Genomic DNA, 22849 nt, shown 5'->3' with positions numbered 1-22849 from the left:
AGGCTTTGGCCATATCTTCAATAAAGGGCTGTACTTCAACTTGCAGACTGGCCGGTGCATTTTCATAATGTGCCTGTGTCGCCTCGGCATGGTTTTGCCCACACTGATGATAGACGCTTAAAGGCACATTTAGTTGCTTTAAAGCTTCCGGAACCCGTTCATTTAAGGCTTGCGCCCCCAAAGACCCGCCAACGATCAGAATACGTAAGGGCAATCCAGCCTTGTCACGCTCCTGATAACGCCAGGACGGATTTAAAATTTCACTAATTTCTTGTCGTACCGGATTGCCAGTGGTGACGATTTTTTCTTGGGCCGGAAAAGTGTTCGGGAACGCCTGGCACACTGTCTTTGCCACACGCGACAATTGGGTGTTGGTAAAACCGGCAACTGCATTCTGCTCATGGATCAGCACCGGAATGCCTAAGATACGCGCGGCCAAACCACCCGGGCCTGCTACATAACCGCCAAAGCCTGCCACGGCATCAACCTTAAGCTGTTTCATGAATTTCATGGCGCTCAGGGTGGCTTTCATAATTTTAAAAGGCGCCAAAGCTTTACGTAAGAAACCATTGCCACGTACACCCTGAATATCAATCTGATAAATGGGAATATTCTGGTTTTTTAACAGGCGGTTTTCCATGCCTGCGGGGGTGGCCAACCAGGAAACTTGTATACCTTGTTGTTGTAAGTCTTTGGCAACAGCTAACGCTGGAAACACATGTCCACCTGTACCTGCGGCCATCATCATGACATGTTTAGGCTGTTTTTGCTGAGCGTCGGTCACGGTTTAATTCTTCAATACTAAAAATGGAGCAGGAAATCTGATTTAAGTAATCAATTGTAATCACAAACGTCAGGCCATGAAAGTTTATTTACTTTATTTCAACAAGGCTTTAATTGTTTTTTTCACGCAAATTTCAAGTTTAGACTCGTTTTATTTATAAGGTCTGCACTTTTCCTTAGACTTAAGTGAAGCATCATATCAATTTTAAACTAACTTTTCATTATATTATCAATGATCTTGCCAAGGACAGGGCTTTATTTAGAACCATTTACAGCTCAATCCTGGTCAATCCATGTCCTATCATAGACTAATGAGCTTAGGCTTAAATCCTATAAATTTTATAAAACTTTCATGTTATTCATATCTATATATGAATGATGCTTGATGTACAAGCAGATGCTTTAAATGGGCTCAGTTCGGATAGATGTCAAAAATATCATTTCGTGATGTATGGATTATCTTGGCCGGTTATCTGGCTGCGATCCATGTCGGCAAACTTTCGGCCGTGATTCCTGTGTTGCAGCAGGATTCAAACCTGAGTTTTACTCAGGCTGGTTTTTCATTAGCGTTGGTGCAGGCCGCCGGAATGCTGTTTGCGCTATGCATTGGCGCCTTCTCGGAAAAAATGGGATTAAAGCGCTGCCTGATCATGGCCTTAATCATTTTAGGGCTGAGCAGTCTTGCCGGGCTTTGGATTACGCAGCCTGCCACTTTATATGTATTGCGCTTTATGGAAGGAATTGGGTTTTTAACCATCTCCTTGTGTGCGCCAGCAATTTTAAAACGTACCAGCCGCGCTGAAACACTGAATTTCAAGATGGGACTCTGGAGTTCCTATATGGGCATCGGTGTCAGTCTGGCAGTATTAACGATTCCTTTCCTGCTTGAATATCTGGACTGGCAAACGATCTGGGCCATTTTGGGCTGCCTGTGCCTTGTCATTGCTGTCATGATCAAACAATATTTAAATATTAAACCTGCCCTCCCTGGTAACACAGCCAGACTCTTCCCAGGCAGCTACGGAAAACACCTCATTCTGGCAGATTGTTCAAATTACTCTGACCCATCCTCTCATTATCTGTCTGGCGATTATTTTCGCCTGTTATACCAGTCAATGGATTACTGTCACGGGCTTCCTGCCTACGCTGTATGTCGAACAGGGGCTGGACTTAAAACGCGCAGGGATGCTGGTTTCAATGGTCGTGCTGGCTAATCTGGGGGGCACTTTTGGCGCAGGCATGTTGCTGCAACAGGGTTATAGACCGCACACCTTATTGAGCACCGGATTTGTGGCAATGCTCTGTAGCAGTTGCTTGGTATTTGCAGCAAATTCCTGGCTTTCATTTGAATTGCAGGTTGTCAGTGCCATGCTGTTTTCACTGACTGGCGGGATGATCCCAACCACTGTTTTTGCGATTACCCTGCACTATGCACCACGCGCTTATGCAGCAGCGGCCAGTGTGGGTCTGGTTTTACAAATTTCAGCCTGCGCACAGTTTTTTATACCGACCCTGAGCGCTGCGCTGATATCTGCCACCCAATACTGGGCCAATCTTGCCATTATCACCGTCTGCCTTTCGATGCTGGGCATCGTGATGACGGCATATTTATTTAAGCGCTATCCCCAATGAAAAAATAAAAAAGAGCCTGCAAGCAGACTCTTTTTTTCACCTGATTTTGCCTTTAAACCTGATTGGCCTGCCCCGCTTCCAGCACGGCAAACAGATCATCCGCAATCGAAGTACCAAACTGCGCATCAATTTCACGAATACAGGTTGGACTGGTTACATTAATTTCAGTGACATAATTTCCGATCACATCCAGCCCTACAAAGACCAGACCTTTTTCTCTGAGATACGGCCCTACTTTTGCTGCAATGGCTTTGTCAATTTCAGTCAGTGGGCGCGCCTCGCCCAACCCACCCGCTGCCAGATTACCGCGCACTTCACCATTTTGCGGAATACGTGCCAGACAATACGGCACTGGCTCGCCATTAATCATCAGGATGCGTTTATCGCCTTCGACAATTTCCGGAATATAGCGCTGTGCCATAATCGGCTGGGTGCCGTTATTGGTCAGCATTTCAATGGTTGAACCGATGTTGATGCCATCCTGATACAGGCGGAAAATCCCGGTGCCGCCCATACCATCCAGCGGTTTCACAATGACATCGACCTGTTCTTTGAGAAATTCACGGATCAGGCTTTGTTGCGAAGTCACCAAAGTCGGAACTTGCAGATGCGGGAACTGGGTCGCGAACAGTTTTTCATTACAGTCACGCAGGCTTTGCGGCTTGTTGATAATCCATGCCCCTTCGCGCTCTGCCTGCTCCAGAATATAAGTGGTATAGACAAAATTCATATCAAAAGGCGGATCTTTACGCATTAGCACCACATCATAAGCAGCGATCGACTCTTTTTGTTTTTCACCGAGCTCATAATAATGGTCGTAATCTTCAAATACCTGTAACGGCGCGATCAGACCAAAGGCCTTGCCCTGGTCGATATATAAATCTTGCTGCAATGCATAACCGAGTTCATGCCCACGACGTGCTGCTGCCCACAGCATGGCCATGGTCGAGTCTTTCTTCAGGTTTACATTTTCGATGGGATCCATCACAACAAGTACGCGCATGTGTCTCTGCTCTTTTTCAAAAAATGACTTGGCAAAGAGTATAGCTTGTGTGGATTCTTTTGTTTATGGTGATTTTGCATGACTTATTTTATATAGATTTTTAGATCGTTACCGGGGCAGTTTAGCTCAAAAGGAGGTATGCCATGCAACAGGCCATTATCGGTTTTTACCTGGATGAAGAACAGCATTGGGTTGCAGAGCTGGCATGTGGACATGGCCAGCATGTGCGGCATACCCCGCCATGGCAAAATCGTCCTTGGGTGATGACCGAACAAGGTCGCAAGGAAAAGATCGGGATGCTGCTGGACTGTAAAAAATGTGAAAAGTGCGAAACTGAAACCTGAACCTATGAACTTGGTATGCAGATGAATTAAAAATAATCTTGCACAGAATTTGCTAATTTGAGTTACTGCGTTTATGCTTTTATTGCTCAAACATGCAGCGCATTTTTTAGGATGTACTTTTGCTCATACGGCTCGTCAAACAGATCTGGTTGGTGATGCTTATGGTTTTTGCCATAGGCTGGAGCAGTGTGTCTGTCGCATCTGCAAACACCATGCATCTGGTCATGTCGACTGAAAAAATGAGCAGTCATTGTCTGGAAATGAAAAAACCGAACGCCTCTCACTCGCTGCATGAGACTGATCATCATCAAGATCAGAATCTTCAGCCGGATTGTATTAGTGACAGCACCCAGCATTCGCCAGACTGTCTGGATTGCGGCACCACTGCTTGCCAGAGCCTGATCACCAGCCTGCCCATTGCAGCGCCCGAGTTAAGCGTGCCTGATCACAGTGATCCGGAAAAAACTCTCCTACCTGCTTACCATGCCCAGCACCTTGCCGGTTACTGGCAAGAAATCTTACGCCCGCCCAAAGCTTGATCCTGAATTTTTAAATTTTTTTATTCATTAAGGATTAAGTTATGTTGCTTAAAATCAGTCAAAGCCTGTGTCTGGGCTTGGGTCTCCTCTCGTCATCTGCACTGTTTGCAGCCGTGAAAGAATATCATCTGGTCATTGATGAAAGCCCAATCAATCTCACCGGAAAGACAGTCAAACGGATTACCGTAAACGGAAAATTTCCTGCACCCTTACTGGAATTTGAAGAAGGTGATGACGCGGTTATTCATGTGCAAAATAACCTGAACAATCAAGATACCTCGCTGCACTGGCATGGCTTGCTCCTGCCCGGGCTGATGGATGGTGTCCCCGGATTTAACGGTTTTCAAGGTATCAAACCGAAGCAGTCTTTTACTTATCGCTTCAAGGTTCGTCAAAACGGAACCTACTGGTATCACGCACATTCTAAAGGCCAGGAACAGGATGGTCTCTATGGCGCTTTGGTGATTCGCCCCAAAGCCCAAACATCGCTACCTGAACATGAACAAACTGAGCAGGATTATGTGATCATGCTGTCGGATTTTCACGAACAGGGCAGCCAGCAGATTCAGAACAATTTAAAAAAATCGGCCGAATATTATCAGAACCAGCGCGAAACCTTGGTCGATGTATTTAAGCAGGTGAAACGTGATGGCCTTCAAGCCACCTGGTCAGATCGCAAGATGTGGAACCAGATGCGTATGCTGAAAACCGACCTGTCTGATGTCACCGGTTATACCTTTCTGATCAATGGAAAAACGCCGCAACAGAACTGGAGTGGCCAGTTCCAACCCAATGAAAAAGTTCGTCTGCGATTCATCAACGCCTCTGCCATGTCGTTTTTTGATGTGCGTATTCCCCAGCTGAAAATGACCGTGGTCAGTGCTGATGGACAAGCTGTACAGCCGGTCGCTGTGGATGAGTTCCGTATTGGAACCGCTGAAACGTATGATGTGATTGTGGAACCCACTGCAGCCCATTACCAGATTGAAGCGGAATCGATCGACCGCTCAGGCTTTGCCATTGGCAGTCTGCATCAGGCAACTGATTCAAGTAAAACCCCAGCGCCGGTTCAATTACCGCCACCGCGCCCTCGTGCCTTATTGACCATGGAAGATATGGGACATGCTGAGCAGCATGACATGTCACATGACACACACAGCAGTCAGACCACACAATCTGCAACAGGTACGCCTAAACATGATGATCATGCCCAGCACGACATGCATGCAAGTCATAGTGCCATGTCCGGAACCAATCAGCCTCATCAGCGGGTTGAGGGCTGGGCCAATATGTCTACGCCTGCAGGACATAAAGCCTTGCAATATCAAGACCTCAAAGCCCTGACACCACAACCCGATACCCGCGCAGCAGAACGTGAACTGGTGATTCGTCTGGGTGGAACCATGGAGCGCTACATCTGGACCATCAATGGTAAAAAATTCAGTGATGCCGAGCCACTTCAGGTGAAATATGGTGAGCGGATCCGGCTGAAATTTATCAATGACAGCATGATGGCCCATCCGATGCATTTGCATGGCATGTTTATGCAGCTGGAAAATGGTCAGTCTGCTGCAAATATGCCAAATAAACACACCGTGATTGTGCCGTCCGGGAAAACGGTGACTACCCTGCTCACGGCTGACGAACTGGGAGAATGGGCGATTCACTGCCATCTGCTCTATCACATGAGTGCCGGCATGATGAACAAGCTGATTGTGGCACAGGTTGACGAAGATCAAGCATCTCACCCTTCTTCACAAAAAATGCCGTCAAAACCAGCAGCTGCTCAAGGAGAAAGCCATGCACATCACTAATCTTTTTGTAAAGTCAGTGCTCAGCAGTGCGCTTACTCTAAGCAGCCTGAGTGTTTTTGCGGCAAATTCTAGCGAGCATACGGGTCATGCTGAACATCAGCAGCATAGCGGGCATCATGCCATGCAAAACATGACTGATGACCACGCCCAGCGTACTGGAACAGCAGATGCCACATCCTATCAACAGCCATCAAAGTTATCGCATCAACAGCAGGCGCTGAGCACACCACAAAATTCAGTCAGTTCTGCCAGCGAACATGATCACCGTAAAGAACATGGCGCACAGATTTATAGCCAGGTCATTCTGGACCAGAAATGGCAGCATAGTTCAGAGGGAAATGGGGCGTTCAAGTCCAAGAACCAGGCCAGAATTGGCACGGATGAAAATAAAATCTTCCTCAAGTTAGAAGCCGACAAACATGAATCCCGTCAGGCCGAATATGATGCCAAAGTGTTGTATAGCCGAAATATTTCAGATTTCTGGGATGTGCAGACCGGTGTGCGCTACCGTCAGGAAAATTTAGCCGAGCCTGCTACACAACAGCAAAACGAGCGCTTCGATGCTGTATTTGGGCTACATGGTTTGGCCCCCTACTTTTTCGAAACGGATGCTCATCTCTATGTCGGTGAAGATGACTTTGTGGGATTAAAACTGGAAACGGAACGTGACCTGTTATTGACTCAGAAACTGATTATGCAGCCCTTTGTCGAACTGGATCTCATCCTGAATGATCAGGCAGCGAATGCGAAAAAAACTGGTCTCAGTCATGCGACCTTGGGTCTGGAAACACGCTATGAATTAAGCAAAAAATTCATGCCTTATCTGGAAGTCGGTTATGAATATAGTAAAGGCAACAAACAGACAGCCTGGCAGCAAAGTTCTGATTCAGAAAAAGGCTGGATCTATGCGGCAGGTCTGAGAATGATGTTCTAAATTTTTGATACAGAAAATTATGCAGCTACGGGATATGAAACTCCATTCATACCCCGTAGCGCTATGGCACTATACATTTGGCTGAGAAAGATTTTTTTAAGCCTATGTGTACATGCGATGTTTTTCTGCACTTTCCCGCTCATTAAGACACTTATTATTTTGCGAAAAACTAGTCTTCATCGTTCTGATTTCTACTATTACTTTTAGCCACCAGCGTACCTAACATAATGATAAACGTGCTCACGCCGCCAATTAACAGGCTCATCAGTCCCATTTCCAGCATAAAATTGCTATCACCAGTCTCAGGGGCACCCCACAGAAAATGAAGACGATCACCAAAAATAAAATTGATCGCACATACAATCAGAAATCCAATCAAGGTGGCAATCAGTAAAGTCACCACCAGGTTCTTCCACATTTTACATCCGACGAACAGGATGATCATGGCTAGTCCAACCATGGTGATGATGGATATGAGCAACACACTGTTCCAGTAATCCATGAGACTCACTCGTATTTGGTTTTAAATTAAAATTAAGAAATTCTTATAGTTAATTTTTCCAATTGAGTTTTAAATATAGGTGGATTTTTATACATGAGCAATGACGATAACTATCTTAAAGCTAAAAATATCAATTTACCCAAAGTTATAAAATACACTGACTTAGTAAAATCTTGCTGAGTACTGAACGATTCTGATTAACATAAAGTAACGTAAACACAACGTGTATTTATTGTTTTTCTTTGCTAAAGCTTAAATGCAACCGATAAAGTCCAAGCCAATCAGCTTGAAAAGCTTAAGATAAAGAGTAATTAAGCCACTTTTATAAGAAAAATAAATAATAAATATAAAAAACTTGAATATTTTCTGATTTAGGCTATGCTGTATGTAACTAGAAAAAAGCGTTGTTTAGTTAAACTTCTTTAAGTGCCGCAGTATTATTTATAATCCTCAGTTTTTTCAGATCTTTATTTCAATTCTTGTTGTTTTTCCAAGTTATCCATAGTCATTTCCATGACTAAAATTATTAAAAATTTAATAGGTTATATTATGTCTACTACAGTTACCGGTACAGTAAAATGGTTTAACGAAACTAAAGGTTTTGGTTTTATTCAACAAGAATCAGGTCCTGACGTTTTTGCTCATTTCAAAGAAATCAGCAGTTCTGGTTTCAAAACTTTGTTTGAAGGTCAACGCGTTTCTTTTAGCGTGGTTGATGGTCAAAAAGGTCCAAATGCGATCAATATCGTTGCGCTATAATTTAGCCCAGCAATAAGAAAAAGCACCTTCAGGTGCTTTTTTTAGCACTAAAGATTCATAATTTTGGTGAAAGGTTTTCTGCTTGTCTGTTTAGCTCATTAACAGTGAATTTTTAAGAATAATATTATTGAGTCATTGCTACTCTAAGCGTTGCTCTATAAAGAAATAGAAATGAAAAACCCCTGGCATCCTGCCAGGGGTTTTTCGTATGGGTTCGCTTGGTATAACTCCTGTCGTACCTTACTTTCCTTGTATTTATCTATTGTTATTCTTGTGCGGAACGTCCTGTTCCTGTTAAAGCTATCATAGGAAATTTCCACTATTCAAAACAGCCGTAAAGTACTGGAATTGATGTAAGCCAATGCTTACAAGAATAGACAGAGATAATAAATTTCAAATGTTTAGCAAATTGAGTATCTATAAAAAAAGGAAACTCAAGCTTCCTTTTCTATGCCAATCCAGGCTTAGATTCCGTATTTAACACGGTAATCTTCCATTTTCGCTAAAGCCTCTAGGTCACCTTTCGCTTCCAGATAATCCATTAAATCTTTCATTGTAATTAAGGCATGTACAGGAATCTCAAGCTCTTGCTGTACTTCCTGAATGGCAGATAAATCACCTTGACCTTTTTCCTGGCGGTCTAGTGCCACCAATACACCTGCAATTTGGGCACCGGAATTTTTCAGGATGGTGACGACTTCACGAATCGCTGTGCCTGCGGTAATCACATCATCAATGATCCAGACTTTTTTACCTGCTACAGAAGCACCGACCAATACGCCACCCTCGCCATGGTCTTTGGCTTCTTTGCGGTTAAAACCCCACGGCACACTTACCCCATGATTTTGCGACAGAGCCACCGCGGTCGCTGCCACAAAAGGAATACCTTTATATGCAGGGCCAAAAATCACTTCAACATGGTCACATTCAGTCAGTTTTGCAGCATAGCCAGAAGCCAGCAGTGTCAAGGCTTCACCATCATTCAACAGACCCGCATTAAAAAAATAGGGACTCACACGTCCCGATTTTAAAGTAAACTCACCAAATTTAAGCACACCGCGTGATAATGCGAGTTCGATAAAAGCTTGCGGGTTAAACTGAGCTGGCGTTGACATGAGGTGCTCCTAAATCCATTAATTAAGGTAAGACTTGCGCATGATACCAAAGAGTAGCTATCCAGGTGATCAAAAAATTCTTCGCGTCGTTTCAATTAATGTCAACGGCTTACGCTCATCTGTCACCAAAGGTCTATTGGAATGGATGGAACAGTCCGAAGCTGATGTGATTTGCATGCAGGAAAGCCGGATCACGCATGCGCAGTGGACGGACAAATTCAAGCCTGAAGGCTGGTACACACACCTGTTTCCTGCCGAGCGTCCGGGTTATGCTGGTACGGCCATTTATAGCCGTCTGCCTTTTGTGTCTTTAACCGATGGCCTGGGTTTTGAACTGGCCGATTCACAAGGTCGTTTTATTGCCGCTGAATTTGACTTCGGTCTAGAACAAACTGTACAGATCTGTTCCCTGTACCTGCCTTCTGGTTCATCGGGTGATGAAGCGCAAGCACGTAAAGATCACTTCCTAGATGAATATAAAAAGATCCTGAAACAGTGGCGCGATGAAAATAAGTCAGTGATTGTCTGTGGTGACTATAATATCGTGCATAAACGTATTGATATTAAAAACTGGTCGGGCAACCAGAAAGCCTCGGGCTGTTTACCGCATGAACGTGCCTGGCTGGATCATATCTACGATGAGCTCGGTTATGTCGATACTTTTCGTGAAGTGCGTAAAGAAGCCGAGCTGTATTCCTGGTGGTCAAACCGTGGACAGGCGCGTGCCAAGAACGTTGGTTGGCGGATTGATTATCATGCCTGCTCTCCGGACTGGAAAGAACGCACCGTCAATGCCTGGGTCTATAAAGAACAATGGTTTAGCGACCATGCTCCAGTGATCATCGACTACAAATTATAAAGCCTCATCATTTAATTGAGTGAACAGGTGTTCACTCAATTAAGGCTTATCTCTTACATGACATGACGTATTTTTTGGGTTTATCTCAATGTAATAACATAGCATTATAGCGCTACGGCACAAGGACATGTCAGGACGACAACATAAGGACAGGACGCCGTAGGACGAAAATAAAACAGACTATAGATTTAGCTTGTTTTGCATGGATGTGACATTGGACGTTGGATTGAGACCCGCATGATCAGGATGATTAAATGCGGGTTTTCTATTTCTACCATCCCCTAATTTCTATTTTTCTTATGATGGTAAGTTATTCTTTTTCTTAGCGCTCATGTTAAAGCTGCTTGATGTCATTGTGATGACATGACTTTTTTGCTATTTAAAATTTTTTCCCTTTTTTCATTTGCTTTTGCATGGTCTGCTGCTGCCAATTTGGTTAAGCTAGCTCATGATTTAAATTTTTTAGATGGCAGCTATGTTAAAAATTTACGGAATTAAAAATTGCAGTTCGATGAAAAAAGCCTTTGATCTGCTGACTGAGCAAGGTCTGAGTTATGAATTTCATGACTATAAAAAACAGGGCATCGATGCTGAAACCGTCAAAACCTGGCTTAATACCTTGGGTCAGGATGTGGTCCTGAATAAGAAAGGCACTACCTGGCGTAAACTCAGTGAAGAAGAGCAACAGACCGCTCTGTCGAGTGAAGAAGCATTAATTTGTGCATTAACAACATATACTAGCTTGATCAAACGTCCAATACTGGCAACCTCTACAGGATTTATTGCCGGTTTTGATGAAACGGTTTATCGTGGCTTAGCCCGCTAATATCTTGTATTGAATAACACTCATAAAAAAAGCCTGACATCGGTCAGGCTTTTGTATATCTACTTAAATTAAATTAGTTGGCACGAATCCAGGTCTGGTTACGACCCAATGCCGCTACGCCGATAAAACCACGCAGTTCAAGTTTCTTGCCACCGTCTGCCAGCTGACCTTTCAACTTATAGGTTTTACCAGATTGTGGATCAAGAATCGAACCGCTGTCATAACTCGTACCACCAGCATTTTTCAGACCTTTAACAATGGTCAAGCCTTTCAGAGATTTGTTGTGATATGGACCTTCACATTTCTTGCAGGCATTTTCTTCACCTGGCGTTAATACAGACTGAATACTGGCTGACAAAGTGCCGTTCTTTTGTTCAGTGAATTTAACCATGGCCTTAGGCTGCTTGGTTTTATCATCAATGGTTTTCCATACCGTGCCATTTAAAGGATCCGCGGCATTAGCCAGTGCAGATAAGCCTAGTAGTCCTAACGTAAGCGCTATTTTTTTCATTTTTCTTCATTTCCTTAGTCTGAAAATAGACCCATGTAGTATTAAAAAGTCACAACAATTTTTCAATTTTTAGGTGTGACTATTTAGTGTAACCTTGTAAATATGGTTGGTAAATAACCCACATGATTAATAAAAGCACAAAAAGATGGAAGGAAGATGAAGATAAGCCCGCTAACGAAACAATTAATTACAGAAAGCTTTTTAAAAACGGCCATTCGTGCCCCGAGCAGATTCAGTCTTCCACCGAGTTCGATGCGCATTACACTGGAACAGATGTGCAAACTTTTCCCTCAGGATAAAACGGTACAGATTCGCTCGCTCCGACTGGCCGGACTGCGCGCGGAAGAAATTAAGCCACAGCAGGAATCGACCCAGCTGATTTTTCATATTCATGGCGGCGCATTTTACTTAGGTTCTTTAAATACCCATCGTGCCTTTATGACTCAAATTGCGGCTCGAACCCAGATGCAGGTACTGCATGTAGATTATCCGCTATCACCCGAATCTGCCTATCCAGAAGCATTAGAAGCCTTGTTTGATGTCTATAATCTGCTGCTGGATCAAGGTGTTCAAGCCAAAGATATTATTCTGTCCGGCGATTCTTGCGGAGCCAATCTGGCCTTGGCGCTGGCACTCAAAATACAACAGGAAAGCCTTCCACAGGTCAGCGGTCTGATTCTGCTGTCTCCACTGCTGGATTTAACTTTGACCAGTGAATCTTTACGTTATAACCAGAAGCATGATGCCCTGCTGTCTTTGGAAACAGTTCAAACCGGGATTGAATATTATGTGCCGCGTTCGATTGATCGTGGTGATCCGGAAGTTTCCCCCTTTTTCGCCGATTTAACCGGCTTGCCACCGATTCATATTCAGGTGGGTTCCAAGGAAATTCTGCTGGATGATGCTAGCCGTTTTAAAGAAAAAGCGGAACAGGCAGGTGTCGAGGTCGAATTCAAGCTGTATACCGGCATGTGGCATAATTTCCAGATGTTCAGTGCCTGGTTCGATGAAGCCAAGCAGGCACTCACCGATCTTGCAGAATTTGCCCATCGTCTGGATCGGGATTAAGCATGATTCAGGGCATAAAAAAGGTCAGCCGTAGCTGACCCTTTGAAAAGAGGTATTAGGTTTTAAATGGCTTGAACCTGCTGTAATGCAGTTTGCAGCGCTTGTGCTTTAACCGCTTCACCCATGTTCACCCCTTCAGCACGAATCACCTCGATATCATTCACACCGGTAAAGTTAAATATGGTTTTCAGGAAAGCTTCCTGAAAATCAGCCGGGCTTTGCTCGCCATAAACACCACCACGGCTGCTGGCAATATACACTTTCTTATTGCCCGCCAAACCCACAGGACCTTGTTCGGTATATTTAAACGTGCGTCCCGCGACACAAATCCGGTCAATCCAGGCTTTCAGGGTCGATGGCAAACCGAAGTTATACATCGCTGCACCAATCACCACGACATCAGCCTGCAAATATTGCTCTAAAATTTCCTCGCCCAATGCCGTCTGTTCTGCATTCTGACCCATTAAAATTTCGGCGGTAAGATGGGGAATAGGCTGTGCCGCCAGATCCAGATATTCAACTTCAATGGCCTCAGCATATTTTTGCTGCAATTGCTCCACCACGGCCTGAGTCAACTGACGCGAAATAGAAGCATCTCCTAAAATACTGGAATCAATCTGTAAAACTTTCATGGCTTCGCTCTTTATCTGTGTTGGTTTCTAACAATGCAGCCATTTTAACGATTGACTATATTGAAATAATTAGCACAAATAAAACACATCATCCTGAATTTAGAACAAAACTGCATGCTTCTAAATCTCCCTTATTTTGATTGGGATCTTTTGATATGGCATAGATCGCTTGTGCTATAGGCAAAGACTGAGCAGATCAGATACAAACTAAATCACAAAAATGTTTTAAATATTGTTGTTTATCAAGCATTCAAACTTATGTTATCTTGTGTAAATAAATCTATAAATATCCAATAAGTCTTAAAAAATCTGCCATAACAATTATTAAAGTCAGACCGGAACCATGAAGCGAATATCGCCTGTATTAGAAAAAGTGCTGAGACACAGAATCAAGAAATATCTGGTCGAAGATGAAGTCGTAATGAACTGGCGCATCCTGAAGAAATGTATCCTGATGCTGACCTTGGGATGCGGTGTACATTTGACCTGGCTCGGCTGGGATCTGTTTGTTTTGTTCAATCCTGAATATTGGCAATATGTACAGGTTGAACGGGTTCATTCACAAGTGGTGCTGAATGGCAGCTTTCTATTGATTTTAGCCGCGCTGATTTATCCCTGTTATAAATTTCAGGGCAACCGTCTGGTGGAACGTTATCTACCCTATCTGGCAGTCGGCACCTTTGTGGTTTCGCTATGCCGGCATGCCTATATCGTCGGTGTGATCAGTCCGGTGGCCACCACTGCCTATGTCTGCCTAATTATGGTCGGTCTGGTGCTATTTCATCGCACGCTGGTGTATAGCATGCTGATTCCTGCCTCCATTTTCCTGGGCGGATGTGCCTATTTAAGTTTCAGTCATCAATTACCTTATTCACCGCTATTTAATATCGATGATAAGCTTTTCTATAATGGTTTCTGGCTGCTGTCGATGCTGTATTTCATTTTGCCAATTCTGGCCGTCTGCATGGTGTTATTCGAGATTCTGCTCAGTCAATGGCGGCATCGTGAACAACTAATCAAACAGCTGAGTCAGATTGATCCGCTCACCAACCTGTTTAACCGCCGTAGCATCAACCAATGTCTGGATAAGCTGAATGCCGCAGCAACTCCCAATTATGCTTTGGTGTTACTGGATCTGGATCATTTCAAAAAAATTAATGATCACTATGGCCATCATAAGGGCGATGAAACCTTAGTTGAAGTGAGTGCCGTGCTGAACCAGCAATTGCGCGAAAGCGATGTGGTTGGCCGCTTTGGCGGGGAAGAATTTATTCTGGTACTTAAAAACACCAGTCTGGAAAAAGCCGAACAAGTGGCTGAACGCTGCCGTATTGCCATTCAGCAATTGCAGATTTTAAGTGATGAGGGTGAGCTGATTCCGGTGACTGCCAGTTTCGGGATTGCCATTTCGACGGCTGATTTACGCCCACAACAATTATTGAGTCAGGCCGATCAGGCGCTTTATGAAGCCAAAGCCGGTGGGCGTAATCTGGTCAAAGCCTATGCTGAACCGGTGCCAGTACAGATGCAGGTTTCTTAAACGGGTTCAGCTTTTTTTTTAAGACTAGATTATGGGTTTTCACTTTGAGCCAGCGCTTGCAGCTGTGCCAGCAATTCTTCCTCGCTAAAGGCACCGGTCAAACGCAAGCCACGAATTTCCTGCTGCTGCCCATTCAAAAATAAATACGTTGGCGGTCCTAGAATTTCCCATTGGTTTAACAGTGCTTGATGAGAGGCATTATATTGACTTAAATCCAGCTTGATCAGGAAATATGGCGCAAGAGCCTGCTGCACCGCTGCAGATTTTAAAATACGATGTTCAATCGGCTGACAAGCTACACACCAATCGGCGTAGACATCAATAATAATCTTTTGCCCTTGTGGTGCCTTGCCCAAAATCTGCTGAAATTCTGCTGCACTACGTGCCACATGCCAGTTGGCTTCTGTACTCACCTGCTCCACAAAAAAACGCTGACTGTGCTGATATTGGCTATAAGCAATATAGGGCACGGCCAGTACCAGACAAAGGATATACAGCCATCTTAGACCAGTGCGATACCAGAAAATCCGGAACAGCACATAAGCCACGAAGGCCATGCCCAAAGCTAAGGATAACCATTGTAAAGCGGCTTCTGCCATCAGTGGGCGAATAAAATACAGCGCTAGCGCCAACATGATAAAGGCAAATAGCACTTTGATCTGATTCATCCAATGCCCGGCTTTAGGCAGAATCCGTGCCCCCAGAATACTGGCAAGTAATAAAGGCGTCCCCATCCCAAACCCCAAGGTAAACAGCAGTAAAGCCCCCTGCCACTGACTTTGCGTCTGGGAAATAAACAACAATGCACCTGCCAGCGGTGCGGTCATGCATGGTCCTACCAGAAGTGCCGAGATCATGCCCATGACACCGGCACTGACCAGACTGCCTCCCTGCTGCATGGCCTGCGCCCGATCCAAACGATGAACCAGACGTTGCGGCAGTTTGATTTCAAACAGGCCAAACAGATTCAGGGCAAACAGGACAAACAGGATGCTAAATGCGATCAGGGTTGCCGGTTGCTGCAACCAGCGCTGGAAGTTCAGGCCGGCCGAAGATGCAATTAGGCCAAGTACTGCATAGACAGTAGCCATACTGCTGACAAAAGTCAGTGCAATCATCCAGGCTTTCAGGCCTTTACTGTCTCGCACAATCAGCGAGGTCAGAATCGGCAGCATCGGCAAGGAACACGGGGTGAAAGCCAGTAATATTCCCAAGCCAAAGAACAGCAAAAGCCCATAGCCCAAAGAGCGTTCAAGCAGTTGGGCTGACCATTTCTGGTCTTGTGCTGCATAGGGTTCGGTTTGTGTGTTAGCTGATGCAGAGATTTCATCTTCTGCAGAATCTGAGGAATCCGCCGTATTAAACAGGGTATTGTGTTGCAGCGATGACGTATTCAGATCAAGTAAACGCTTTGTTCCTGATCCGGTAGCTTCAAATTGCACCAGACCAGACAGATCCGTCTTGAACTGAATGGTTTGTGGCGGATAACAGATCCGGTCTTTGGCACAGCCCTGCCAGCTGACCTGATAGGATTGCCCCGCCTGAGTCGGGATCTGAAACTTTAACTGCTGATAATAAACCTGGGTATGTCCATAGTTATCATCATATAAATCTTCAGCGGGTGGCAACTCAAACGACACCGACTGATTGCCCTGCCGCACTTCAATTTTATGCTGATACAGATAATAGTTGTCCGGAATCTGCCAACTCAGTTCAGCCTGCTGCTGACTGGTGGAGATCACGCTCACAGGAAAAGCCTGCTCGGCAGACAACAATGCAGTTTCCGCCTGAGCAGGACTGCTGAACAAGGTGCTTCCCAAAATAACCGGGGCAAGCATTTTCCCCCAGGTCGGGAACTGCGAGTATTTCATCATCTGTGAGTTGAATAACTTAGAACAGCACAGAGAAACCTAAGCCTGAGAAGTAACTTCGATCTGCACCATCCAGATCCACCCCTACATTCGCATCTAATTGGACACGATCATTTAAGGCATACATGACCCCGGTACCGAGCGCGTATTGATTATCGACACTTTCCGCTTTACGGTAAATCAGCTCAGAATAACCTGACCAGCGATCAGTAATGCGGTAGCCTAGCGAAGGAATCGCAGACACTGCCCAGTTGCTGTCCTGCCATTCATAACGCATGGTCAGTGCGGTACTGACCAAATCATTATATTGATATGACACGACAGAACCTAAGCTGTAAATATCTTCTTCATTGGTGAAACCGGCATTGCCTGTTGCAATGATGGCTTCGGCCAGTAAAGCCATACTGAGTTGGTCATCATCCAGATCAATGGCCTTTTTCAGACCGATACTGACATCGCCCAGACCATCATCTTCTTCGGTCTGGCCATTGGATTTCACTTGTGTCCAGGTCGGACCAGCCCAACCTAAACGCAATTCCAGATCATCACTGAGTCCGGTACGTAACAACATATCTGCACTGAGTGTGGTCGCAGTCTGATCGCCCGACTTGCTATAACGCGCTGTAGGCAAGCCTTGCTCCCAAGCGACATTTCCGACTGGAGTAATTCCAGTACTCAGACCTTCACCTGGTCGATCAAATTCAAAATCTGCTGCGAAAAGCTGTGCACTACAACCGGCCAGTGCAATCAAACCCAAGGTTTTTAATGTTGTCATGTTGGAGCTCTTTATTAAAATTTAACTGAGTTCTTTGGTCATTTTTGCGCCATGCTTGCGAAGTAGCTCTAGCGTCTGTTTTTCTTCGTCTAAAGCTTCTGACCAGTTGATTTCATCAAAATCACAATCAAAGAATAGATCACTAATTGAAGATAAAATAGTCATGCCATCTTCATCTTTGCTATTTGGATCGACTTTTTCATCCAGTAAACGCTGTACAGCCGGTGCACATGCGGCACTCGCGGCATCCCACAGCGGGCCATAAATTTCTTCTGCATCCCAGAGATGCAGATTCACTTTGGCCTGGATCAGTTCTTCCAGAATCTGTAAATGTACCGCCAAACGTACCTGTTTCTCATCTTCTGAAAGTGGTGTACCGGCTTCATACAGCTCACACACCTCTTCCCACCATTTAAACAGGCCATCTGACCAGACCGAAATCACCGGGCCTTTGTCATGATCAATAAAATTCGGGTTGAGTCCATCTGCCAGCAGCTGTTTGACCTGGTCCAGATTTAATTCTTCGAGTGCTTGCACAAAAAGCTGTTGTTGCGCAGTTAACATGATGGAGCTCACTTTGATTCGTTTTCGACTATTATGCCGAATAAAGCAGGATTTGTTGTGCTTCTCATAACTATATTTTTGTTTAATACGAAAAAAGCCCCGCGGGGCTTTTTCAAATCGGTTCGGCTTACTCTTCGATATCCGCAGTATCTGTGTCTGCTAGGTCGAGAGCACCAGGACGAACATTGTCTTTTTTCTCGATCACATGTTCCAGACTACGTTTCAGTCGGTCAATTGCACCATGGATCGCAGTATCGACATTATGGCCACGGTGATTGACTACGACAGGTTTCAAGCCTGCAGGACGCGCTTCAATCATACAACGAATATCGTCATCGCCGCCTTTGGCGCCATTTTCATCACTGAGATGGACTGAAAAATGGGTAATACGTTCGCTGTGGCGCTGGAATTCTTGATTTAATTCTTCCCGTACATAAGTAATTAAACGATCACTATTCTGAATGTGGTTATCGGTACGAAGTTCAATATTCATATATTACCATCCTCAATCTTTGTAACTTTTGAGTGCAAAATTTTTTATCTTGGCACGTTTGTAGCTTGCTGTTTCGCATCGCATTTCACTTCTTCAAATGATTGGAATCACACCCTCCATTTTGAATGATGAACACATTTTTGAGTCTGCAGAATCGTGTCCTTGTATCTTGAATATCGGCTGTATCTTGGAAATATGCAAGTGATATTTTGGTTTTTTAGCAAAAGAATAATCCATTGTGACAACTGCTTACTCAGCTCAAAAATACAGGATTTTTCAAACGGAAATTTCACAACCTTTCACACGATTTAACTTGAAATAATTTTCTGGCCAAGCATACAAATTGCTTAAATAACACTCAATAAAAAAGCCTAAAAAAAAGAGGAATTAAAAATATTTTTTATCGAAATTAGCTCATTTTTATTTAATAATTTTTCTTATAAGATCTACGTCTAGTCAGCCTTACAGTCCTGAATAGATCACATGCTTTATCATTATTTAGTTGCTCTTGCAGAACCAGGAAAAATACTCCTTCATCATTCTAAAATAACAACCTGCAAAAATGATTTTCAATTCAAATATAAGACCGATCAATCTCACTTGAAGAGGCTGAGAACAGGCTTATAAAACGACGGTCATTTGAGATTTTAAAAGTAGCTTCATTACACAAACAGAACAAAGCTGTTCAGCCTCAGGCTCAAATTAATTACTAAACAATCTGTATATTCCCCCTATTTTTACTGGTTTTCTAAGTTAATTATCCTAAATTGAAGTGATTTTATATTTTTAGTTATACATTCAGTCTTTTAAGGAGCTACATATTCAACTTTATTTAAAAAATAATGCTTTAGAAAAGCATCAGCGAAAGACAATGAAAACTTAGGAAAATGATCGTCTGCATTCAACTCATGAGGGCTGAAATATATTTAAGTCAGCGATCACTTTTAACTTTATTTTTACTTATTAATCTGTATGCTTATTCTGCTTTCTCGGGGGGATAGATTTAAATGAAATTTACACAACTTGCGGCACTTTGTGCATTGGCTTCAACTGCAGCATTTTCTCAAGCAAAACCAGTTTGGCAGGACTTTAGCGTTACAGGTCTTTATGGTGAAAACTATAAATCACCATTTCTCACTCAAGATGAAAAGCTTGATCAAACAACGGTTACTGCGGAATATGCGGCAGGTTTAAAATATGGTGATTTCTTTGCTTTCGCTGATCGTACTAACAATGATCCAGAAGGTAATAGTACCTATTTTGAGGTTGCACCGCGTTTAAGCTTAAGTGCAGTTTCAGGAACTAAACTTGAAGTTGGTCCAATCAAGGACGTACTCGTTGCGACAACTTGGGAAGGTGGCGAAGGCTTTAATAACTACTTGTATGGTGTTGGTTTTGCTTTAAATGTTCCATATACACAATATGCAAACATTAACTTCTATAAAGCTGACAACGATAATACTGCAGATGATTATCAAATGACCATCACTTATGCAGTACCATTTAAGTTAGGTACTGAAGATTTCCTTGTTGATGCATTCCTGGATTGGTCAACGGCTGAAGATACACATGCCAGTGAATTGAACTGGACTAGCCAGTACAAATGGAATGTAGGTAAACATATCTCTCCAGACACTAAACTTTATGTAGGTATCGAACATTCAGTTTGGAACAATAAATATGGTTATAAAGGCGTAGACCAAAATGACGTCAGCGCATTGGTTAAATATCATTTCTAATTGATGTATGATCAAAGGCAGAACTCCGGTTCTGCTTTTTTTTTAACTGTAATTTCAGCTCAACCCTACCAGAACAAGAATATGCCTGATTTTGACATTCGACCTGCGACCGAACATGATCTTGAAACCATCCTCAAGATTTATAATCAGGAAGTACTCTATGGTACTGCGACCTGGAACAGAACGGCCTTTGATTTGAACTATTTCAAAATCTGGTTTAAGCAGCTTAAAAATCAGAATTTCCCGGTTTTTGTGGTTGAAGATACTCGAAATCAGGTCGTGGCTGGCTATGCCTGTTATGATCAGTTTCGTAGTATTCAGGGCTTTCAACAGACGGTAGAACATTCCATCTTTTTAAATCCAGATTATGCAGGGCAAGGTTTAGGTTCTCAATTATTACAGTATTTAATTGAACAGGCTCAAGTACAGAAATTGCATATCATGGTCGCAGCGATTGATTCTGAAAATACCTCATCGATTCGTCTGCATGAAAAACTGGGTTTCGTTCAAACTGCCTATATGCCGCAAGTTGGACAGAAGTTTGGGCAATGGCGTGATCTGGTACTCTTACAACTGAATCTGGATCAGGTTTAATTCACTTTTATTTTAAATTCTTCTCTTGATCTATTTTCTTAGCATAAGACTCTCACTGTCTTAATCACTTTCATGTTTTCTGTTTTCTGTTTTCTGTTTTCTGTTTTCTGTTTTCTGTTTTCTGTTTTCTGTTTTCTGTTTTCTGCTGGATTTGATCACAACAGAGATATTATTTACTTCACAAGCTTGCTATGTTTTATTCGAATCAAACTCATACTGAATAACACCATGTATAAATCTTTATTTTCTATTGGTCTTTTAAGCTTAAGTACGCTCACTTTTGCTGATTCAGATTTTGAAAAAGAGCTCCGTTCAGGCTGTAGCAAAGTACAAAGCTATGCAAATAATGGCAAAAAATTCTACGACCAAAAACAATATCAAAAGGCCATAGCGCAATTTGAGCAACAAGCCGCATGGTCATCTTTTTGTGCGATGAATGTAGAAGACGGCGGTACTGCTTTTTCTGAGCGTAATATCACCACGGCATTTAATAATGTCGGTTTAAGTTATGCCAAGCTTGGAAAGCCGCAATGGGCACGCGTCTGGTTCTCCATTTTCCCAAATGCGAACACCAGCCAATTCAATCTGAAACAGTTGCCTGCACCACAAAAACCGAAGAGTCTTGCAGGAAAATATGTCCGCTATGCAGGTTTTGGTCAATTGAATACGATTGAAGTTATACGGACTTCGAATGCCTACCAGATTGAGTTTAATGGACTCTATATGGGTTTGCGCAGTCTGATTTATGGACCAAATATAGGAGAATTTTCAACCCGCATGCCATTGAATAAAACACATACCCAATATCGTTATGACGACTGCAAAATTGAATTGAAATTTCAGTTTAACGCTCAAATTGGACAACAGATTGTAGTGAATAGCAGCAATCCGATGTCTTGCGGTTTTGGACATAATGTCTCGGCGGATGGCATGTACTTAAAGGTTGAGTGATTGCCGATTCAGCGATATCTTATTGCCCTATAACAAACATAATATTCAAAATATTACAGGGAAAATATGGCTAAATTTCTAAATACCAGTGCAACCAATTTTTTCTTAGAAGAACTCATCAAAAATGCCAAAGAACGTTTAATTTTAATCAGTCCGTATTTACTCTCAATGACCGTATTAAAGAATTATTAGAAGACAAAGACCGGTTAAAAATTGATGTTCGCATTGTCTATGGCAAAAGTGATTTGCATCCTGAAGAAATTAAATGGATTCAAAAACTGGACTATGTCCGTTTGAGTTTCTGCAAAAATCTTCATGCAAAATGCTACCTCAATGAATCGGAATGTATTATTTCGAGTTTGAACTTATATGAATTTAGCCAGGTCAATAACAATGAAATGGGCATTTCAGTACGTAAATATGAAGATGATGATGTCTTTAAAGATGCTTATGAGGAAGCGCAGCGTATTATTCGGATTAGCGAAGAAGTCCGGATTAGCTTAGATGAAGTTAAAACAGATAAGGTTGAGGCTCAAACTGAGCGTGAAATAGAACAAGAAAATTTAAAATTCAAGAAATTAACAACAGCCAAACTTGCTTCCAAAGTTGGACTCAAGACACCCGATTTGCTTGAACAACTGGTGAATAAAGGCTATCTCAAACTTGAAAATGATAAGCACTTTTTAACTGATACGGGCAAAGCGATAGGCGGTGAATTTAGAACCGGACAATTTGGCATGTACTTCCTTTGGGATGAAAATACGGAAATCTAATCCCTCCATTATTTAAAAGAAGATTTCCCTCTCTTTCTAGGAGATGAGAAGCTCTGCTTGGTAAGAGGAGATTTAAAATTTAATCCCTCCAAACCTCCCTTTAAAAAGGGAGGCTTTCCCCTCTCCCATAGGGCATAGGTATCTACACATCTTTAGGTACTTAATGCAATTGTTGCGATTTCATTCAGTTCATCTATTGAATATTCCGAGAGCAGTTGAAGAGTGTTC

General features: G+C 43.1%; 22 protein-coding genes and 2 pseudogenes. 14 read left to right on the top strand and 10 right to left on the bottom strand.

Annotated features, from left to right (window positions below; translation table 11 throughout):
• Nucleotides 1–784: UDP-N-acetylglucosamine--N-acetylmuramyl-(pentapeptide) pyrophosphoryl-undecaprenol N-acetylglucosamine transferase (locus tag WAK81_RS08250; protein WP_422196430.1), on the bottom strand; the 784-nt coding region annotated here is incomplete at its 3' end.
• Nucleotides 785–1208: 424 nt separating this feature from the next.
• Here WAK81_RS08250 and WAK81_RS08245 point away from each other — a divergent pair.
• A pseudogene (locus WAK81_RS08245) lies at nucleotides 1209–2415 on the top strand (CynX/NimT family MFS transporter).
• Nucleotides 2416–2467: 52 nt separating this feature from the next.
• Here WAK81_RS08245 and gshB read toward each other — a convergent pair.
• Nucleotides 2468–3418, bottom strand: coding sequence for a glutathione synthase (gshB, locus tag WAK81_RS08240; RefSeq protein WP_422196429.1), 951 nt, complete (start codon nucleotides 3416–3418; stop codon nucleotides 2468–2470).
• A 143-nt stretch (nucleotides 3419–3561) separates the two neighbouring features.
• Between gshB and WAK81_RS08235 the strand changes: the two genes are divergently transcribed.
• From WAK81_RS08235 to WAK81_RS08220, 4 genes are all read left to right on the top strand, one after another.
• Nucleotides 3562–3762 (top strand): DUF3565 domain-containing protein, encoded by a 201-nt coding sequence (locus WAK81_RS08235; RefSeq protein ID WP_422196428.1) that lies wholly within the window; start codon nucleotides 3562–3564, stop codon nucleotides 3760–3762.
• 119 nt (nucleotides 3763–3881) lie between these two features.
• The gene (locus WAK81_RS08230; protein WP_422196427.1) at nucleotides 3882–4301 is read left to right on the top strand and encodes a hypothetical protein; all 420 of its coding nucleotides are present in this window, start codon (nucleotides 3882–3884) and stop codon (nucleotides 4299–4301) included.
• A gap of 41 nt (nucleotides 4302–4342) precedes the next feature.
• The gene (locus WAK81_RS08225) at nucleotides 4343–6115 is read left to right on the top strand and encodes a copper resistance system multicopper oxidase (protein ID WP_422196426.1); all 1773 of its coding nucleotides are present in this window, start codon (nucleotides 4343–4345) and stop codon (nucleotides 6113–6115) included.
• A complete protein-coding gene (locus WAK81_RS08220) occupies nucleotides 6102–7049 on the top strand; it encodes a copper resistance protein B (RefSeq protein WP_422196425.1) in 948 nt (315 codons plus the stop codon). Before WAK81_RS08225 ends, WAK81_RS08220 begins: the two co-directional genes overlap by 14 nt.
• Nucleotides 7050–7218: 169 nt before the next feature.
• Here WAK81_RS08220 and WAK81_RS08215 read toward each other — a convergent pair whose 3' ends face one another.
• Complete coding sequence (locus WAK81_RS08215; RefSeq protein WP_422196424.1) at nucleotides 7219–7551, bottom strand: hypothetical protein; 333 nt, start codon at nucleotides 7549–7551, stop codon at nucleotides 7219–7221.
• 549 nt (nucleotides 7552–8100) lie between these two features.
• Here WAK81_RS08215 and WAK81_RS08210 point away from each other — a divergent pair.
• Nucleotides 8101–8310, top strand: a complete 210-nt coding sequence (locus tag WAK81_RS08210) for a cold-shock protein (protein ID WP_004281299.1) — start codon at nucleotides 8101–8103, stop codon at nucleotides 8308–8310.
• Between the two features lie 464 nt (nucleotides 8311–8774).
• Here the strand turns inward: WAK81_RS08210 and pyrE are convergent, their stop codons facing one another.
• Complete coding sequence (gene pyrE, locus WAK81_RS08205) at nucleotides 8775–9425, bottom strand: orotate phosphoribosyltransferase (RefSeq protein WP_422196423.1); 651 nt, start codon at nucleotides 9423–9425, stop codon at nucleotides 8775–8777.
• 40 nt (nucleotides 9426–9465) lie between these two features.
• Here pyrE and WAK81_RS08200 point away from each other — a divergent pair, with 40 nt between their 5' ends.
• A complete protein-coding gene (locus WAK81_RS08200) occupies nucleotides 9466–10284 on the top strand; it encodes an exodeoxyribonuclease III (RefSeq protein ID WP_422196422.1) in 819 nt (272 codons plus the stop codon).
• Between the two features lie 475 nt (nucleotides 10285–10759).
• A complete protein-coding gene (locus WAK81_RS08195) occupies nucleotides 10760–11110 on the top strand; it encodes a Spx/MgsR family RNA polymerase-binding regulatory protein (protein ID WP_422196421.1) in 351 nt (116 codons plus the stop codon).
• A gap of 73 nt (nucleotides 11111–11183) precedes the next feature.
• On the opposite strand, the gene WAK81_RS08190 is transcribed toward WAK81_RS08195, so the two are convergent.
• Nucleotides 11184–11621: a DUF2147 domain-containing protein gene (locus tag WAK81_RS08190; RefSeq protein ID WP_005105342.1), complete on the bottom strand. Its 438-nt coding sequence runs from the start codon at nucleotides 11619–11621 to the stop codon at nucleotides 11184–11186.
• A 156-nt stretch (nucleotides 11622–11777) separates the two neighbouring features.
• Here WAK81_RS08190 and WAK81_RS08185 point away from each other — a divergent pair, with 156 nt between their 5' ends.
• A complete protein-coding gene (locus WAK81_RS08185) occupies nucleotides 11778–12689 on the top strand; it encodes an alpha/beta hydrolase (protein ID WP_422196420.1) in 912 nt (303 codons plus the stop codon).
• 62 nt (nucleotides 12690–12751) lie between these two features.
• On the opposite strand, the gene WAK81_RS08180 is transcribed toward WAK81_RS08185, so the two are convergent.
• Entirely contained in the window at nucleotides 12752–13321 is a 570-nt protein-coding gene (locus tag WAK81_RS08180; protein ID WP_422196419.1) for an FMN-dependent NADH-azoreductase, read from the bottom strand.
• A 343-nt stretch (nucleotides 13322–13664) separates the two neighbouring features.
• Here WAK81_RS08180 and WAK81_RS08175 point away from each other — a divergent pair, with 343 nt between their 5' ends.
• Nucleotides 13665–14861, top strand: a complete 1197-nt coding sequence (locus WAK81_RS08175; RefSeq protein ID WP_422196418.1) for a GGDEF domain-containing protein — start codon at nucleotides 13665–13667, stop codon at nucleotides 14859–14861.
• Nucleotides 14862–14890: 29 nt separating this feature from the next.
• Here the strand turns inward: WAK81_RS08175 and dsbD are convergent, their stop codons facing one another.
• The 4 genes from dsbD to WAK81_RS08155 all read right to left on the bottom strand — a co-directional run bounded on the left by dsbD (nucleotide 14891) and on the right by WAK81_RS08155 (nucleotide 18564).
• On the bottom strand, nucleotides 14891–16732 hold the full coding sequence (gene dsbD / locus WAK81_RS08170) for a protein-disulfide reductase DsbD (RefSeq protein WP_422196431.1): 1842 nt from the start codon (nucleotides 16730–16732) through the stop codon (nucleotides 14891–14893).
• Nucleotides 16733–16751: 19 nt separating this feature from the next.
• Entirely contained in the window at nucleotides 16752–17507 is a 756-nt protein-coding gene (locus WAK81_RS08165; RefSeq protein WP_422196417.1) for a transporter, read from the bottom strand.
• 21 nt (nucleotides 17508–17528) lie between these two features.
• Nucleotides 17529–18071, bottom strand: a complete 543-nt coding sequence (locus tag WAK81_RS08160) for an ankyrin repeat domain-containing protein (protein ID WP_422196416.1) — start codon at nucleotides 18069–18071, stop codon at nucleotides 17529–17531.
• Between the two features lie 127 nt (nucleotides 18072–18198).
• A complete protein-coding gene (locus tag WAK81_RS08155; RefSeq protein ID WP_005108164.1) occupies nucleotides 18199–18564 on the bottom strand; it encodes an HPF/RaiA family ribosome-associated protein in 366 nt (121 codons plus the stop codon).
• A 1007-nt stretch (nucleotides 18565–19571) separates the two neighbouring features.
• Between WAK81_RS08155 and WAK81_RS08150 the strand changes: the two genes are divergently transcribed.
• From WAK81_RS08150 to WAK81_RS08135, 4 genes and pseudogenes are all read left to right on the top strand, one after another.
• Complete coding sequence (locus WAK81_RS08150; RefSeq protein ID WP_262443212.1) at nucleotides 19572–20303, top strand: outer membrane protein OmpK; 732 nt, start codon at nucleotides 19572–19574, stop codon at nucleotides 20301–20303.
• A gap of 81 nt (nucleotides 20304–20384) precedes the next feature.
• Entirely contained in the window at nucleotides 20385–20897 is a 513-nt protein-coding gene (locus WAK81_RS08145; RefSeq protein WP_422196415.1) for a GNAT family N-acetyltransferase, read from the top strand.
• 228 nt (nucleotides 20898–21125) lie between these two features.
• Entirely contained in the window at nucleotides 21126–21848 is a 723-nt protein-coding gene (locus WAK81_RS08140) for a hypothetical protein (RefSeq protein ID WP_422196414.1), read from the top strand.
• A 66-nt stretch (nucleotides 21849–21914) separates the two neighbouring features.
• Nucleotides 21915–22621: pseudogene (locus WAK81_RS08135) on the top strand (phospholipase D family protein).
• The last annotated feature ends 228 nt before the right edge of the window (nucleotides 22622–22849 follow it).

Origin of the sequence: Acinetobacter sp. (genome assembly GCF_049284435.1) — a bacterium.
GTDB lineage: Bacteria > Pseudomonadota > Gammaproteobacteria > Pseudomonadales > Moraxellaceae > Acinetobacter.
Note: the sequence above shows the minus strand (reverse complement) of the source record. Positions and strands in the feature narration are given on the sequence as shown.

Excerpts from the sequence above, each read along its gene's own strand:
- pyrE (WP_422196423.1), bottom strand. The coding sequence starts at position 9,425 with ATGTCAACGCCAGCTCAGTTTAACCCGCAAGCTTTTATCGAACTCGCA.
- WAK81_RS08180 (WP_422196419.1), bottom strand. The coding sequence starts at position 13,321 with ATGAAAGTTTTACAGATTGATTCCAGTATTTTAGGAGATGCTTCTATT.
- WAK81_RS08175 (WP_422196418.1), top strand. The coding sequence starts at position 13,665 with ATGAAGCGAATATCGCCTGTATTAGAAAAAGTGCTGAGACACAGAATC.
- WAK81_RS08155 (WP_005108164.1), bottom strand. The coding sequence starts at position 18,564 with ATGAATATTGAACTTCGTACCGATAACCACATTCAGAATAGTGATCGT.
- WAK81_RS08145 (WP_422196415.1), top strand. The coding sequence starts at position 20,385 with ATGCCTGATTTTGACATTCGACCTGCGACCGAACATGATCTTGAAACC.
- WAK81_RS08220 (WP_422196425.1), top strand. The coding sequence starts at position 6,102 with ATGCACATCACTAATCTTTTTGTAAAGTCAGTGCTCAGCAGTGCGCTT.
- WAK81_RS08140 (WP_422196414.1), top strand. The coding sequence starts at position 21,126 with ATGTATAAATCTTTATTTTCTATTGGTCTTTTAAGCTTAAGTACGCTC.
- WAK81_RS08160 (WP_422196416.1), bottom strand. The coding sequence starts at position 18,071 with ATGTTAACTGCGCAACAACAGCTTTTTGTGCAAGCACTCGAAGAATTA.
- WAK81_RS08225 (WP_422196426.1), top strand. The coding sequence starts at position 4,343 with ATGTTGCTTAAAATCAGTCAAAGCCTGTGTCTGGGCTTGGGTCTCCTC.
- WAK81_RS08185 (WP_422196420.1), top strand. The coding sequence starts at position 11,778 with ATGAAGATAAGCCCGCTAACGAAACAATTAATTACAGAAAGCTTTTTA.
- gshB (WP_422196429.1), bottom strand. The coding sequence starts at position 3,418 with ATGCGCGTACTTGTTGTGATGGATCCCATCGAAAATGTAAACCTGAAG.
- WAK81_RS08210 (WP_004281299.1), top strand. The coding sequence starts at position 8,101 with ATGTCTACTACAGTTACCGGTACAGTAAAATGGTTTAACGAAACTAAA.
- WAK81_RS08150 (WP_262443212.1), top strand. The coding sequence starts at position 19,572 with ATGAAATTTACACAACTTGCGGCACTTTGTGCATTGGCTTCAACTGCA.
- dsbD (WP_422196431.1), bottom strand. The coding sequence starts at position 16,732 with ATGAAATACTCGCAGTTCCCGACCTGGGGGAAAATGCTTGCCCCGGTT.
- WAK81_RS08235 (WP_422196428.1), top strand. The coding sequence starts at position 3,562 with ATGCAACAGGCCATTATCGGTTTTTACCTGGATGAAGAACAGCATTGG.
- WAK81_RS08195 (WP_422196421.1), top strand. The coding sequence starts at position 10,760 with ATGTTAAAAATTTACGGAATTAAAAATTGCAGTTCGATGAAAAAAGCC.
- WAK81_RS08215 (WP_422196424.1), bottom strand. The coding sequence starts at position 7,551 with ATGGATTACTGGAACAGTGTGTTGCTCATATCCATCATCACCATGGTT.
- WAK81_RS08200 (WP_422196422.1), top strand. The coding sequence starts at position 9,466 with ATGATACCAAAGAGTAGCTATCCAGGTGATCAAAAAATTCTTCGCGTC.
- WAK81_RS08190 (WP_005105342.1), bottom strand. The coding sequence starts at position 11,621 with ATGAAAAAAATAGCGCTTACGTTAGGACTACTAGGCTTATCTGCACTG.
- WAK81_RS08165 (WP_422196417.1), bottom strand. The coding sequence starts at position 17,507 with ATGACAACATTAAAAACCTTGGGTTTGATTGCACTGGCCGGTTGTAGT.